This window comes from Flavobacteriales bacterium, assembly GCA_025210295.1.
Classification (GTDB): Bacteria; Bacteroidota; Bacteroidia; order Flavobacteriales_D; family Parvicellaceae; genus S010-51.
Map to the genome: position 1 here is coordinate 48,507 of JAOASC010000047.1, position 14,025 is coordinate 62,531.

A 14,025-nucleotide genomic window follows, 5' to 3' on the forward strand; every position below is an offset into this window, starting at 1 on the left:
TATGGATCCAATTCGGTTCAACCACAAAGATCGCCCTGATTTTCACAAAGTTCTTAGAAAACGTGTAAACAAACATTTTAAAGACAATAATATTTCTAAGTATGCCAATGCCAATATGGTTTTTAAAACGGTATTCATGATTAGCTTGTACATTATTCCTTTTGTATTAATGTTAACCGTTTTTAACTCCAGTACATGGGGAACATTAGCAATGTGGTTTTTAATGAGCTGGGGATTAGCAGGAATTGGACTATCTGTAATGCATGATGCCAATCATGGAGCCTATTCTAAAAATCAAAATGTCAATAAATCCTTGGGGTATTTGCTAAACATTCTTGGAGGAAGTGACTTAAATTGGCGAATACAACATAATGTACTACACCATACTTATACCAATATTGAACATTATGATGAAGATATTAATACGCAAGTTTTTAGAATGAGTCCAAATCAAGAACGAAAATCTTTACACCGATTTCAGGCCTATTATGCGACTTTCTTTTATGCGTTAATGACGTTTTATTGGTTAGTGAGTAAAGATATAGAAGGGGTTTTTAGGTACCATAAAAAAGACTTATTAAAAGGTCAAGGAACAAACTTAAGAAAAGCCTTAATCACTATTATTCTTCAAAAGGTAGTTTATGTTTTAATCTTCTTAGTATTACCTCTAGTAGTATTAAATGTTAAAGCTTGGATTGTTGTTCTAGGTTTTTTAATGATGCACTTTATAGGAGGAGTGATTTTAGCATATATTTTCCAACCTGCCCATGTTGTTGAAGAGACGGACTTTTATGTCCCTGACGAAAACCTAAGTGTTGAGAGTAACTGGGCTATTCACCAATTGAGAACAACAAGTGATTTTGCGCAAAATAGTAAATTATTTTCATGGTATGTTGGAGGTTTAAATTTTCAAGTTGAGCACCATTTATTTCCAAACATTTGCCATGTTCATTACAAAGACATCTCTAAAATAGTAAAAGAAACTGCCGAAGAATATGGAGTTCCTTATTATTCCCACCCTACTTTTTATACTGCATTAAAAAGTCATTTTTCGCTTTTAAATCGATTAGGAAAAGGAACAATATAACGGTTAAAACAAATTCACAAAGCCAAGATATCAAATATCTTGGCTTTTTTTATAGTATTTTTATGGCCAAGGAAATTGAACGAAAATTTTTAGTTAACGAACAAATAAACAAGTATCTCAGTAATGATGATGCTCATTTTTGTAGCCAAACTTACATTACTAGTGACTCTGAAAAAATAGTAAGAGCTAGAATATTGGGCAACAAAGGTTTTTTGACCATAAAAAGTAAAGTAACAGGAATTACAAGACACGAATTTGAATACGAAATTCCTATAACAGATGCCCAACAACTCATCAAGCTATTTGGGCACAACGTTATCGAAAAAACAAGGTATCTCATTCCATATAAAAATCATACATGGGAAGTAGATGTTTTTTCTGGGTTAAACCAGGGGCTTATTGTTGCTGAAATAGAGCTTGAAAGTGAACAAGAGCAATTTGAACTTCCTGCGTGGATTGATAAAGAGGTTACTGGAGAACTTAAATATTATAATAACAATTTACAAAAACACCCATTTTGTCAATGGTAATTCAGTAAATTAAAAAGCAAACAAATTTTCTTCAACTCCTAACTCTTCTAAAGACTGAGCTGAATTTAAGTTTTTAATTAAGATTTTGAAAACAGCCATCTCATGTTCTGTAGCTACCATAGCTCCTGTTGGTAACTCTTCCCATTTTGCCCAAGTAGCTTCAGTTCCTCCTATAGGTATAATTGAGACCCACATTTTATATTTATAAGGTAAAAAACGCTCATCCAAAAACCATAAATAGGCATCTCCAGGCGTAACACCACCAGACTCATAAGAAACCATTAACCCTTTTTTTCCATCTTCAATAACGATAGAACGTTTAGTTCCGGGGTCGAATACTTTAGCTGGAGCATTTAGCCAAAAAGAATCGTTACAAAAATACTCCCAGGCGTTTACAGCTAATTCTTTACTCTTAATGGGGTCAGTGAGTACTTCTTTACCTTTAAAAATTTGGTACTGAGATCGATTATCTATGTTTAAGCGGACATCAATATCTTCCCATTTTACTTGAACATAATTTAGTTTTTTATCCCAAATATAATGATGTCGATCTTTGAATGACCACTGAACAACACGAGTAGTATCCCAAGCCTCTTTATTAATAGCCCTCAACATTTTTCGCGCCATATTATCAGCTTCTTGAACTGTAGCTTCCTTAATGGAAGGCCGTTCTTCGTTAGTAGAAAAGTAAAAAATCCCTACACCAGCTACAAGTAGTACTGCTCCAACAACTATAACCTTAAGTACCTTGAGTAACATCTTAGTATGCGGTATCTTCCAACTTTAAAACAACATCTAAGATTGAACGCATTAAAGCTTCTTTTTCATCTAGATTTTCTGAAAAATACTCATTTAGAATAAATTGAGCTTCCGTTAATTTTTCATTAGAAAAAGGACCATCTAAATTTTCAATTACTGTTAAAGCCTCTAAAGCAATCATATAGTTTCCAGACTTGGCCGCCTCAACAATTTCAGGAATATAATCAACAGCATTTAAGTTACTGTTCCATAAAGCAAACAATAAAACTTCATTTAACCCTTCAGACCCTGACTTTAGTTTATCTACAATTACTTCTAAAGCATAGGAGTCTTTAATATCAGCTAAGATACTTTTAATTTCAGCTTTGACAGTTGCTTCTTGAGTCTCCTCAAACAAGTCGAATAAAGGCTCTAATATTGTCGTTTTTCCTTTATCCCTTACTTTTTTTAATGCTTTCATTACGACTTCGACATCACTTGATTGAAAGTCTTTAATGATTTGATTCAATACTTTATTTTTTTCTACTGTTGCCACGTTACTTTTTTATATTTTGATCTGTAAAATTAAGGAATAATTACGTTTTTTCTCAAATACTAGACTTAATTAAGCAATGGATTTGGTGGTCCATGCTTCTGGGTTTCCACAAAACTTAGCTTTTGTGGCCTTCCAAATCCCCCCGAAAACTTCCGATTTTCTATAAGCATTTAAGTCATCTTCATGTTTCCAATGACTGTAGGTAAAAAAAATATTAGGATATTTTTGATCTTGTAATAGCTCCACTCCTACACACCCCTTTCTAGCTTTAATATGATGATTATTCTCTTCAAATAATTTAATAAACTCCTCTTGTTTTGCAGGGTCTATCGTTAACTTAACTATTCTTGTAATCATATTTACTCTATTGTAGCAGACAAACCACCATCTAATAATGCCTGACAAATTGGCTTCAAATCCTTAAACTCCCCTCTCTTTATTTGACATTTACCATTGTGGTGAACAATCCATGCGCATTGCTCTGCTTGTAAAGGTTGATGATTACAATACTTGATTAATAACTCTGCAACATAATCAAATGTATTCACATCATCATTGTATAATATAATGTCTTTAATCTCTACGATCTGTTCGTCAGCTTGAACATTCTCCAACGTTTCTACTTGCATCTTTTTCCTTTTTAAGGCGTTTTTACTGCTTTCTAGTACAAATTTAATTCAAAATGGTTCAATAGCGTGAAAAAAATGGTTAAATTATTTAAAATCATATTGAAATTCATTGTACATTTGTTCAACTATAATAAAATCATGGAGCCTTCTATAATTTTAAATCCAGAACAGTTCGAACTGACTATCAATAGGCTTTGTTTTCAACTCATTGAAAACCACAATGACTTTTCCAACTCCGCTATAATAGGACTTCAGCCAAGGGGCATTTATTTAGCCAATAGGTTACAAAAGACATTAGAAAATATTACAGGAGTTTCTCCTCTAACTGGCGCTTTAGACATTACTTTTTTTAGAGATGATTTTAGGCGAAAAAGCCACCCATTGATTCCTAGTGTAACCAATTTAAACTTCTCAATAGAAGACAAACGTATCATCATTGTAGATGATGTACTCTACACAGGAAGAACTGTTCGAGCAGGAATGGAAGCTGCACTAGGGTATGGAAGGCCTTCTGAGATTGAGTTAATGGCATTTATTGATCGACGATTTAGTAGAAACCTACCTATTGAACCAAACTACATTGGTAAATCTATCGATTCTATAGCTACTGAACGTGTAGAAGTTCAATGGAAAGAGACAGACCAACAAGATAAAGTTATTTTATATAATACAGATGAAAGATCTTAGCGTAAATCATTTATTAGGAATTAAGGATTTAACAGAAAATGATATTCAAATTATTTTTGAAACAGCAGATAGTTTCAAAAAAATAATCAATCGACCAATAAAAAAGGTCCCTACGCTTAGAGACATTACCATTGCCAATTTATTTTTCGAAAACTCGACAAGGACTCGACTTTCTTTTGAACTAGCCGAAAAAAGACTTTCAGCTGATGTCGTTAATTTTTCAGCGGCTTCAAGTAGTGTCAAAAAAGGAGAAACGTTAATAGATACTGTGAATAATATTTTGGCAATGAAAGTAGATATGGTTGTTATGAGGCATCCTAATCCAGGCGCACATCTCTTTTTATCCAAACATATTGACGCTAAGATTATCAATGCTGGAGATGGGACACATGAACATCCTACTCAAGCCCTATTAGATAGTTATTCAATTCGAGAAAAATTAGGTACAGTTAAAGGCAAAAAAGTCGTAATTGTTGGAGATATCAAACATTCAAGAGTAGCTCTTTCTAACATCTATGCGTTACAAAAACAAGGAGCAGAAGTCATGGTATGCGGTCCAGCAACTCTAATTCCCAAATATATTTCGTCGTTAGGCGTTAAAGTAGAACACGATTTGAAAAAAGCGCTAGAATGGTGTGACGTTGCTAATATGTTAAGGATTCAACTGGAACGCCAGGACATTAAATATTTTCCATCCATTCGTGAATACTCATTACAATATGGATTAACAAAAGAATTATTAGATAGCCTTTCTAAAAAAATTGTAGTCATGCACCCAGGACCAATTAATCGAGGTGTAGAAATTACAAGTGAAGTTGCAGACTCTGAACAAGCTATTATTTTAGATCAAGTTGAAAATGGAGTCGCAATCAGAATGGCAGTTATTTACCTCTTAGCATCAAAAATTGGACGGAGTTAATAATTATTCCCAAGTACATATTTTTTAACTCCCGCATGTCAAAAAATAAAATTATATTTGCACTTTAATTCATTCTATCATTGAATAACTTATTTAAATATCGTTTTTTTCAAGTTTTATTGGTTATTATATTAACAATAATAGTAACTAGTAAGCCTGTTGTAAAACTTTATAAAACGTATATTGACAATGTTATAGAATTATGTGAAAACTTAGAAGAGGAAAGCTCAGAAGAAAGTGAATTAGAAGATGATGTTGATGAAAAGCACTTTTTAAAACAATTAGTAACTACAACTTCTAATTCTTTTATGTTCTACCATGCTTTTTCGTGTAAGAAAATTCGATTACTTACTTCTTTTCACGACACCCCTCTCCAACCGCCCCAAGTATAATTATTTCTTTTTATCCCCCACTTTCGCTGTATCAATTAAGGTTAAACTTTTAATTGATCGTATCTTGATATATCACAAAAATTAAAATAAATAAAAAATGAATAAAAGTAATATTAGTCCATTAAAAAACCTCAAATATGATATTCCCTCAAGTATCGTTGTATTTTTGGTTGCATTACCGCTATGTTTAGGTATTGCATTAGCCTCTGGAGCACCTCTTTTCTCTGGAATTATAGCAGGAATTGTAGGAGGTATAATTGTGGGAGCAATAAGTGGCTCACCTCTTGGTGTTAGTGGTCCGGCTGCTGGTCTTGCAGTAATAGTTGCGGACTCCATAAAAGAATTAGGAACCAATGCCCAAGGTGATTTTGATATGACTGCTGGTTTTCAAGCATTTTTGGTAGCTGGTTTAATCGCTGGTATTATTCAGCTTGTTTTAGGAGCTTTAAAGGCTGGTATTATTGCTTACTATTTCCCCTCTTCTGTAATAAAAGGGATGTTAGCAGGTATTGGGATCACTTTAATATTGAAACAAATTCCCCATGCTTTTGGATGGGACAAAAATCCAGAAGGAGAATGGGCATTCTTCCAATCAGATGGGCATAACACTTTTTCTGAGATTATGTACTCCATTCAAAACCCTAGTTATGGAGCTATAATCATTACTGTTGTATCTTTAGTACTATTAATCCTCTTCCAACAACAATTCATGAAAAAAAATAAAATCATTGGTCTTATACCTGGACCGCTTGTTGTGGTTGGAATAGGAATAATGATCAATGAAATGTTCGGCATCTACTTCCCTGAACTCGTTTTAGAAAATGAAATGGAAGTCATTAATGATCAGGTAAGACAAAACAATCACTTAGTGAATATTAAAGCTGCCGATAGTGCTTTACCTTATTATGGGTTAATTACTTTTCCAGATTTCAGCATATTAGCTAACCCACGTATTTATTTAATTGGATTTACAATGGCTATTGTAGCAAGTTTAGAAACATTGCTTTGTGTTGAAGCTACTGACAAACTAGATCCTTTAAAAAGGGTAACTCCAACGAATCGTGAATTATTTGCTCAAGGGGCTGGTAATATTGTTTCTTCTTTAATAGGAGGACTACCTGTAACACAAGTAATTGTTAGAAGTTCGGCAAATATCAACTCTGGTGGAAAAACAAAAATGTCTTCTATTTTACATGGTGTTTTTCTAGCTGTTTTTGTTTTATTATTACCTTGGTTACTTAACAAGATTCCTTTATCGTGTTTAGCAGCAATTCTTCTAGTTGTCGGTTATAAATTAGCCAACATCGGTTTATTTAAAATGATGTATAAAGATGGCTGGGGACAATTTATTCCATTCATTGTAACAATAATATTTATCATTGGTATTAATTTACTTTGGGGAATTGCACTAGGACTAGTGGTTTCTATTTTTTATATCCTTAGAAACAACTTTAAAGTCGCTCATCAAATTATCAAAAGTGATGAGGATGGAAATAGAGATATTACTATACAATTGTCTGAGGATGTTACTTTCTTAAATAAAGCTTCTGTTTTAAAAACATTAGAACAAATTCCAGATGATAGTAAAGTAACTATTGATGCATCAAACACCCATTTTATACACTGTGATGTTATTGAAATTCTAGAAGATTTCGAAATCAATGCATCGAGTAGAAATATTGAAGTAAAATTCATAGATTTGAATGAGGATAAGCAAGAAGAACCATTGCAACATTTTAAAATAATTAACAACGATTAAAAACTACACATTATGATCACACAAACTAAAGAGACTCAAAGCGCTTTAACTCCTGATGTAGTATTAGACATGCTAAAAGCAGGAAATGAACGTTACTTAAACAACGAAGCTACCCCTAGAACTCTTCTAGATCAAGTTGAAATTACTAGTAAAGGGCAATATCCTTTTGCTTCAATTTTAGGATGTATTGATTCTAGAGTTCCTATGGAATTGGTATTCGATTTAGGAATTGGTGATATTTTTAGTACTCGAGTAGCAGGAAACATCATTAACGAAGATGTCTTAGGTTCAATGGAGTATGCATGTAAAGTTGCTGGCTCAAAATTAGTCGTAGTTTTAGGACACACTAAATGTGGAGCTGTTACTTCAGCTTGCAAAGGAGTTGAACTTGGAAATATTACAGCTTTATTGTCTAAAATTAAACCTGCAGTTGGTCAACACATCTCTACTGAAGCAGATTTAACTAATGAAAACATTGAAAAAGTAGTGGTATCCAACATCCATAATTCAATCAAAGAATTAAAAGAAAAAAGTCCAATTCTAAAAGAAATGGAAGAGCATGGGGAAATTAAAATTGTTGGTGCAAACTATGACGTTTCATCAGGAAAAGTAACGTTCCTATAAACTCAATTGAATTTTTATTGTTATCTTGTAAGACGAATCTTACAATACTTAAAAGGCTTTAGGTTCTAATCTAAAGCCTTTTTTACTTTTAATAGGATTTACGATAGTAATCACTCACCCATTACTTAATCATTTTATGAAATATATTTTATCTACTTTATCCCTTTTCTTAACCTTATCCTTTTTTGGGCAAATACCTGCTGGGTATTATGATAACGCTTATGGTTTAAATGGTGACGATTTAAGGTTAGCATTATATAATATTATTAAGAATCATAATTCTCAATCATACAGTGCCTTATGGACACATTTTAATACGACTGATAAACGCCCAAGCTCTAACTATATATGGGACATGTATTCAGACAATCCAAATGGCACCAATCCATATAACCATACTTATAATACAGATAAATGTGGTAATTATAGTGGCGAAGGAGACTGTTACAATCGTGAACATTCTATGCCTAAATCTTGGTTTAATGACGTTGCTCCTCTTTATACAGATTTGTTCCATATCTACCCTACAGATGGTTATGTTAATAATAAAAGAGGCAACTATTCTTTTGGTGAAGTTGGTAATGTATCTTGGACTTCTGATAATGGCTCTAAAACTGGAACTTGTAACTATCCTGGCTATTCTAGTTCTTTTAACAACCCTAAAGTCTTTGAACCTATTGATGAATACAAAGGAGATTTTGCTCGTTCCTACTTTTACATGTTAACTCGTTACCGCTTTCAAGCATTTAACAGTAATAATGGGAATAATAACGATATGGTTGTAGGAAGTGGAGGAACCACTGTTGCACAATTTACACCATGGGCAGAAAACATGTTGACTGAATGGGCTGCGAATGATCCTGTAAGTCAAAAAGAAATTGATAGGAATAATCGAGTTTATCAAATTCAAGGAAACAGAAACCCATATATTGACCATCCTGAGTTTGCACCAATGGTTTTTGGGCCGCTTGCAGGAATTAATCAAGAAGCAAAAATAATTTCTAAAGCGTGGTACGCTAATCGTCATTTAAATGTTACTGCTAATATTAAGGTCCCTACTGCTGTAGTCATTTACAATATGATTGGAAAACAAATTATGCAAACCACAATTCATCCCAATGAAAATAAGATTGCTATTGACTTACCAAAAGGAATTTATTTGGTATCCTTAAATCACAAGGTCTCCAATACGCTAAAGTTTATTGTTCAATAATACATTAACTTTTCTCTTTTTATTGTTGAATACCAACCAATGAATAAAATTTATTTTTATGAAAACAACAGTACTCTTTATTAGTTCAATCATACTCTCTACTTTTTTCTCTTATGGTCAATGCAATGATGACGAAAGGAAATTACTTGTTTTAGGAGATAGTTGGGCATTTTTTAGCTGGTCTAATAATTCTTATAATGAAAATTTTAATCGTTTTGGCCTCTCAGATAAAAAAGCATATAGTACTGGTACTTTAAGTGTAAATGGAACACAAGCTGACAACTTTTTTACAGCTAGTAGAATTCAAGAACTTACAGATGCCTTAAACGATAACCCAACCATAGAATATGTTCATTTTAGCTTAGGGGGTAACGATATTTTAGGTACTTATCACGTTAACAACACCCCTGCTCAAAACCAACAAGATTATCATACTTTAATGGTTGATATAAAAGCAGGAATCGATCTTATTCACAACATCAACCCTAACATAAAAATACTTCTTTCTGGTTATGACTATCCTAACTTTGAGGAAACCATTCAAAACTTTATTATTCCCAATCAGCATCCATTCTATGACCAATGGAGTGATATGGGACAACCTGTTGCAAGTCAACTGAATGCTGTATTAATTGAGGTAACCAACCTCTTTATCGATTCTGCAGCTGTATGGAATAATGTTGAATTTGTGAGTAATCTTGGACTCATGCAGAATACGTATGGACAAAACTCTCCTTTAACTGTTGCACCAGGTGGAACTTATGCCGCTGGATCTTTAACTGTTCCTAATGGATTACCCAACTATCCATCTCCTACTGCTTGTTTAAATTTTGGAGGAACAGATTCTTTTCATTTAAATAATAATGCTTACGAGCATTTTATTAAAAGACATTTTCAAGAATACTATTGGGAAGCCATCCGAAATGCAGACGCAACATTATTGGCTAATGACACCACTTTAAATGGAACAGTCACTGCTAATTCTGCGACCTCCGACTCTTTAGCGATAGGAGCAACTAAAGGAGTACTTACATTTAACACTTCATGGTTAGATCCAACCAAAAATATTGCAAGCGCTTCCATCTTTATCAAAAGAGCTGGTTTAAATGGAAGTAATCTAATTGGAGAAGAGTTGACCCTAGCAATTAAATCAGGACACTTTGGAGCTAATTTGCAACTAGAAATTGACGATTTTAATGCCATCCCTGATGCTAGTGCAAACGCTTGTACGTATGGAACAGTTGATGAAAACAATGCTTGGATGAGAATTGATATTCCCGCTAATTTAGTTCAACATATCTCCTCTTCTGGTTTCACTCAATTTAGACTTCATTATGATAATGCCAGTTCGAATAACTACTTTAATTTTTATAATACTAATTCTGTCAATCAACAAGCTATTTTAGATATTAAGTATGATGGCTATGTATCAATTAATGAAAACAAATCAAATACTTCGACACTGCTCTACCCTAACCCTTTTAATACTGTTCTCCACTTAACTGCTGCTAAAGCAATACAACAAATTGAATTGTTCGATCTTAGTGGTAAATTGGTTCATTCACAAAAAAGTATCAATACCCAAAAACACACAATAAACACAGCGACTATTTCCAAAGGAGTATATTCATTAAGAATTACATTTAATGATGGTAATTATGAAACACAAAAAATCATTAAATAAAGCAACCATTGAAAGAGCAACACGTTAAAAAAACACTGATATTACAATAAATTAACAAATGTTTAAATTCACCCTAACATTAAATTTTATTTTATTTAGTCTGCTATTTTTAGCTCAAGACTATCAACTGGTTAGACCTACAGCAATCAATTCTAACAATATTGAAAATAGCACTAAAAACACAGTAAAGGAAAATAGTGTTACCAAAACATATTTAGTAAAGAATGAAGAATACTATACTGAATTCATTAGTGCTTTAAAAGGTAAAAAAGCTTATTTAGAGAGCGACTCCACTTTAAATGCAAAAGCCATTAGCCTAAATTGGTATGATAGAATAGGAAAAGAAATTGAAAAAGCTGAAAAAGAGCTGTTAAAGTTAAAGCAAGATGAAAAATAAGTTTATACTATTCCTCTTTCTTGTTCTTTTTGTCAATTATTATTACACTCAAGGAGGTAACTGTTTAGGAGCTGAACCGTTTTGCTCAGACCAATCCTATACTTTTCCGGCTTCAACTAATACTACCGCTCAAAATGGACCTGATTATAGTTGTTTAAGTACTCAACCTAATCCAGCTTGGTATTATTTACAAATAGGAACAGCAGGAAATATAGATATTACTTTGACCAACTCTCAGAATGAAGATATTGACTTTACCTGCTGGGGGCCTTTCAGTTCTCCTACTGCCCCATGTGTTGCTCAATTAACCTATGATGATGGAAATCCAGGACTTTTCCAAGATCCTTGTGGTGATGGAGGTGGTTTATTTTCCCCTGTTTCCAATTATCCATGTGGTAATACTGTTGATTGTAGTTATGATCCACAAGCAGTTGAAGTTGTTAATATTCCTAATGCTCAGGTTGGCGATTATTATATTTTAATGATTACCAATTACTCTGGAAATGCTACAGATATTACAGCTCAACAAACTGGAGGAAATGGTTCTACAGATTGTAGTATTGTTGACCCCTGTAATATTAGTGCGATTACTACCAATGTTTCATCTTGTGATCCTAATACTAATCAATATTCAGTAAATGGCACAATCTCTTTTACGGATCCACCTGCTAGTGGACAACTAATTGTAGAAGATTGCTCAGGAAATCAATTAACCTATAATGCTCCCTTTGGTACTTCTCAAAATTATAATTTTACCAATTTAAATTCTACTGGAGCGAACTGCTCGATTAACGCTTATTTTACTGATGACCTTACCTGCACTCTAACACAGAACTATAATGCTCCAGCAGGTTGTATGTGTAATGCTGATGTAGGAACCTTTAATATTTCTATTAATGGTAGTAGTACTAATAATTATGTTTTATGCGACGGTGATCAAATAACTATTCAATCGAATAATGATTTTACCAACCCATTAAATGCTGGAATTATCAATGGAGCAACTTATGATCCTAACCTAGGTTTTGCTATCTATTTTTGCCCACCGACTCCTAACACTGCTCCTATTAATGACCCTTGTTTTTCTGGTTTTTTCACAGGAACTCTAGCTAACTTTATCGAAACCAATAATGGAGGAACTTCACCTTTATTGAATACTTTGGCTGCCAATGGTGTTACCTTAACCAATAACACTATCTATTTAGCGCCAATCACCTTATATAACGGTACTACACAAACCTATGATGTTGCTTGTTTTGACATTGGAACTGCTATTGAAATTACTTATTTACAACCTATTACCACTTCTTACACGGAAACATGTAATAGCAACTCTTCACTAGTACAAATCAATGGAGGATACCCTGCATTTGATGGTTCTAATTTTTCAATATCTAACATACAGCCAGCCAATATTAGCCTTTCTTCAACTACACCTACTCACAATGACAATATAACTGTTACTGGTATTAACCCTGGAGATAATTATACTTTTGACATTACAGATAATAATGGCTGTTCTTTCCCTTTTAATGGAGGGCCTTTTGGTGGTATTTCTGTACAATTACTTGATACAACAATTTGTAATGGAGGCTCTGCTACTCTAATTCCAATTGTTAATGGAGGAACCGCTCCGTTAACTTACAGTTGGGATAATGGAACTACAACTAATAGTATTGTTGTTGCTCCTACTGCACCTGAAACACATTGTCTAACAATACTTGATAATGCTGGCTGTTCATCGGGCGCACAATGTGTCACAGTCAATATTCATCCTGATTTAAATCTAACAGTAGCTAACGATACGACCATTTGTCTTGGAGATCAAGCAGTAATCAATGCGAATGCTTCTGGAGGGCTTGGAACACCTTATATTTACACTTGGGATAATGGACTAGGCAATAATTCCTCTCACACTGTATCTCCAGCATCAACCACAACCTATAATGTAATGATAGCTGATGGATGTGAAACTCCTGTACAAAGTGATAATATTACTGTAACAGTACTTCAACCACCTGTATATACTTTTGCAGCTGACAATACAGGAGGATGCCCTCCTTTACCAGTTAATTTTACAGCAAATGATGTTCCTAATGGTTATCAATACAATTGGAATTTTGGGGATGGAGGAACGTCTACAGATGCCACCAATACCGCTCATTTATTTGGGATTCCTGGATGTTGGGATATTGCACTTCAAATTACATCTCCTGAGGGATGTGTAGATAGTCTGGTTTTACCAAGCTATATTTGTATAGACCAGCCACCACTTATTGATTTTGGGTACACCCCCGTACAGCCTACAACTTTTGCTCCTAATGTCGAATTCTTAAACTACACTACTGGTGCTACTACACATGAATGGCAGATAATAGAAGCTTCAGATACGACAACTTATTTAACAGAAGCCTTATCTCATCAATTCCCTTCTGAACAAGGTGGTACTTACAATGTTTGCCTTATTAGTACCAATACGAATGGATGTTCTGATACACTGTGTAAAACAATCATTGTACTCGAAGATTTATTGATGTATGTACCGAACTCATTTACCCCTGACGGAGATGGACTTAATGATGTTTTCATTCCACATATTTCTGGCGAAAAAGAAAACAGCTATCATTTAAAAATCTTTAATCGTTGGGGAAATCTTATCTTTGAAAGTTCTGATAAAAATAATGGTTGGGATGGAACAATTAATAGTGAATATGTAAAGAATGATACTTATATCTGGAAAATTGAAGTTACTGACAACATTAAAAATGAAGAACATCAATATATAGGTTACGTCTCACTTATTAAATAAG

At 33.5% G+C, this 14,025-nt stretch carries 15 protein-coding genes; 11 read left to right on the top strand and 4 right to left on the bottom strand.

The window, feature by feature from the left end; genetic code table 11:
- Position 1 precedes the first annotated feature (1 nt).
- Both N4A35_15605 and N4A35_15610 read left to right on the top strand, forming a co-directional pair.
- Entirely contained in the window at positions 2 to 1,087 is a 1,086-nt protein-coding gene (locus tag N4A35_15605; protein ID MCT4582837.1) for an acyl-CoA desaturase, read from the top strand.
- A 62-nt stretch (positions 1,088 to 1,149) separates the two neighbouring features.
- The gene (locus tag N4A35_15610; GenBank protein ID MCT4582838.1) at positions 1,150 to 1,617 is read left to right on the top strand and encodes a CYTH domain-containing protein; all 468 of its coding nucleotides are present in this window, start codon (positions 1,150 to 1,152) and stop codon (positions 1,615 to 1,617) included.
- A 9-nt stretch (positions 1,618 to 1,626) separates the two neighbouring features.
- Here N4A35_15610 and N4A35_15615 read toward each other — a convergent pair whose 3' ends face one another.
- The 4 genes from N4A35_15615 to N4A35_15630 form a co-directional block, all read right to left on the bottom strand.
- Entirely contained in the window at positions 1,627 to 2,376 is a 750-nt protein-coding gene (locus N4A35_15615) for a hypothetical protein (GenBank protein ID MCT4582839.1), read from the bottom strand.
- A 1-nt stretch (position 2,377) separates the two neighbouring features.
- Positions 2,378 to 2,911: a hypothetical protein gene (locus N4A35_15620; protein MCT4582840.1), complete on the bottom strand. Its 534-nt coding sequence runs from the start codon at positions 2,909 to 2,911 to the stop codon at positions 2,378 to 2,380.
- A 69-nt stretch (positions 2,912 to 2,980) separates the two neighbouring features.
- A complete protein-coding gene (locus N4A35_15625) occupies positions 2,981 to 3,268 on the bottom strand; it encodes an antibiotic biosynthesis monooxygenase (GenBank protein ID MCT4582841.1) in 288 nt (95 codons plus the stop codon).
- Between the two features lie 2 nt (positions 3,269 to 3,270).
- Positions 3,271 to 3,540: an ATP-dependent Clp protease adaptor ClpS gene (locus N4A35_15630; protein MCT4582842.1), complete on the bottom strand. Its 270-nt coding sequence runs from the start codon at positions 3,538 to 3,540 to the stop codon at positions 3,271 to 3,273.
- Positions 3,541 to 3,678: 138 nt separating this feature from the next.
- Between N4A35_15630 and pyrR the strand changes: the two genes are divergently transcribed.
- The 9 genes from pyrR to N4A35_15675 all read left to right on the top strand — a co-directional run bounded on the left by pyrR (position 3,679) and on the right by N4A35_15675 (position 14,024).
- Positions 3,679 to 4,227 carry a bifunctional pyr operon transcriptional regulator/uracil phosphoribosyltransferase PyrR gene (pyrR, locus tag N4A35_15635; GenBank protein ID MCT4582843.1) on the top strand — a complete coding sequence of 183 codons (549 nt, stop codon included), beginning with the start codon at positions 3,679 to 3,681 and terminating at the stop codon, positions 4,225 to 4,227.
- Positions 4,214 to 5,146 (top strand): aspartate carbamoyltransferase catalytic subunit, encoded by a 933-nt coding sequence (locus N4A35_15640; protein MCT4582844.1) that lies wholly within the window; start codon positions 4,214 to 4,216, stop codon positions 5,144 to 5,146. The genes pyrR and N4A35_15640 overlap by 14 nt, the downstream gene beginning before the upstream one ends.
- 80 nt (positions 5,147 to 5,226) lie before the next feature.
- On the top strand, positions 5,227 to 5,538 hold the full coding sequence (locus tag N4A35_15645) for a hypothetical protein (protein MCT4582845.1): 312 nt from the start codon (positions 5,227 to 5,229) through the stop codon (positions 5,536 to 5,538).
- Positions 5,539 to 5,635: 97 nt separating this feature from the next.
- Entirely contained in the window at positions 5,636 to 7,297 is a 1,662-nt protein-coding gene (locus N4A35_15650) for a SulP family inorganic anion transporter (protein MCT4582846.1), read from the top strand.
- A gap of 12 nt (positions 7,298 to 7,309) precedes the next feature.
- Positions 7,310 to 7,921, top strand: coding sequence for a carbonic anhydrase family protein (locus tag N4A35_15655; GenBank protein MCT4582847.1), 612 nt, complete (start codon positions 7,310 to 7,312; stop codon positions 7,919 to 7,921).
- A 136-nt stretch (positions 7,922 to 8,057) separates the two neighbouring features.
- Entirely contained in the window at positions 8,058 to 9,134 is a 1,077-nt protein-coding gene (locus tag N4A35_15660) for an endonuclease (protein MCT4582848.1), read from the top strand.
- Positions 9,135 to 9,192: 58 nt separating this feature from the next.
- Complete coding sequence (locus N4A35_15665; GenBank protein ID MCT4582849.1) at positions 9,193 to 10,818, top strand: T9SS type A sorting domain-containing protein; 1,626 nt, start codon at positions 9,193 to 9,195, stop codon at positions 10,816 to 10,818.
- A gap of 58 nt (positions 10,819 to 10,876) precedes the next feature.
- Positions 10,877 to 11,215: a hypothetical protein gene (locus N4A35_15670; GenBank protein ID MCT4582850.1), complete on the top strand. Its 339-nt coding sequence runs from the start codon at positions 10,877 to 10,879 to the stop codon at positions 11,213 to 11,215.
- Positions 11,205 to 14,024 carry a gliding motility-associated C-terminal domain-containing protein gene (locus tag N4A35_15675; GenBank protein MCT4582851.1) on the top strand — a complete coding sequence of 940 codons (2,820 nt, stop codon included), beginning with the start codon at positions 11,205 to 11,207 and terminating at the stop codon, positions 14,022 to 14,024. Before N4A35_15670 ends, N4A35_15675 begins: the two co-directional genes overlap by 11 nt.
- Position 14,025 lies beyond the last annotated feature (1 nt).